1 protein-coding gene is annotated in these 701 nt (G+C 69.8%); it reads right to left on the reverse strand.

From position 1 onward, the window contains the following. Window positions 1–58: 58 nt before the first annotated feature. A partial coding sequence (locus G3N93_RS41185) for a TolC family protein (protein ID WP_206135662.1) occupies window positions 59–701 on the reverse strand: 643 nt, incomplete at its 5' end.

Below are 701 nucleotides of genomic sequence, written 5' to 3' on the forward strand. Positions count from 1 at the left end.
TTGTTGTTGTTGTTACAAGCAGAGGCCGGCAGACGGGATTCAGACACGGGACGGGAGTTCAGACGTGGGCTCTGCCGATCACCTGGGCGGGCCGGGCGATTGCTGCCACGGGCTTCGCACCCGACGCGGCGGCAGGCGCGGCTGCGCCTGCGGCGGATTCGTCATGAGGCACATCCGTACCCGTCTCGACACCGCCGCCGAGCGCGGCCATCAACTGCGCGTGCGCGGCGAGGCGTTCCGCATCGATGCGGGCGGCCGTCTCCTGCGCGCGCAGCAACTGCTGTTGCGCGACCAGCACGTTCACGTAGTCGGTCAGCCCGCGGCGGAAGCCTTCGCGCGACAGCTGGTAGCTGCGGTCGTTGGCGGCCACCGAGCGTGCGGCGTCCTTCTTCTGCGTATCGAGCGAACGGATCCGCACGACCTGGTCGGCGATATCCTTGAGCGCGCCGACGATCGTCTGGTTGTAGCGCTCGACCGCCTGGTCGTAGCCGGCATTGGCCGCGCCGAGCTGCGCGCGCAGCCGGCCGCCTTCGAAGATCGGCAGCGACAGCGCGGGGCCGGCTGTCCAGCCGCCGTTCATCGCGCGCAGGAAGTCGGTGAACGGCGCGGTCACGCCGAAGCCGCCGACCGTCGCGAGCAGGTCGATGTTCGGGTAGAACGATGCCTTCGCGACGTCGATGCCGCGCGCCTGCGCGTCGACG

The organism is Burkholderia sp. Se-20378 (genome assembly GCF_017104665.1).
In the GTDB taxonomy this organism is placed as follows: Bacteria; Pseudomonadota; Gammaproteobacteria; order Burkholderiales; family Burkholderiaceae; genus Burkholderia; species Burkholderia lata.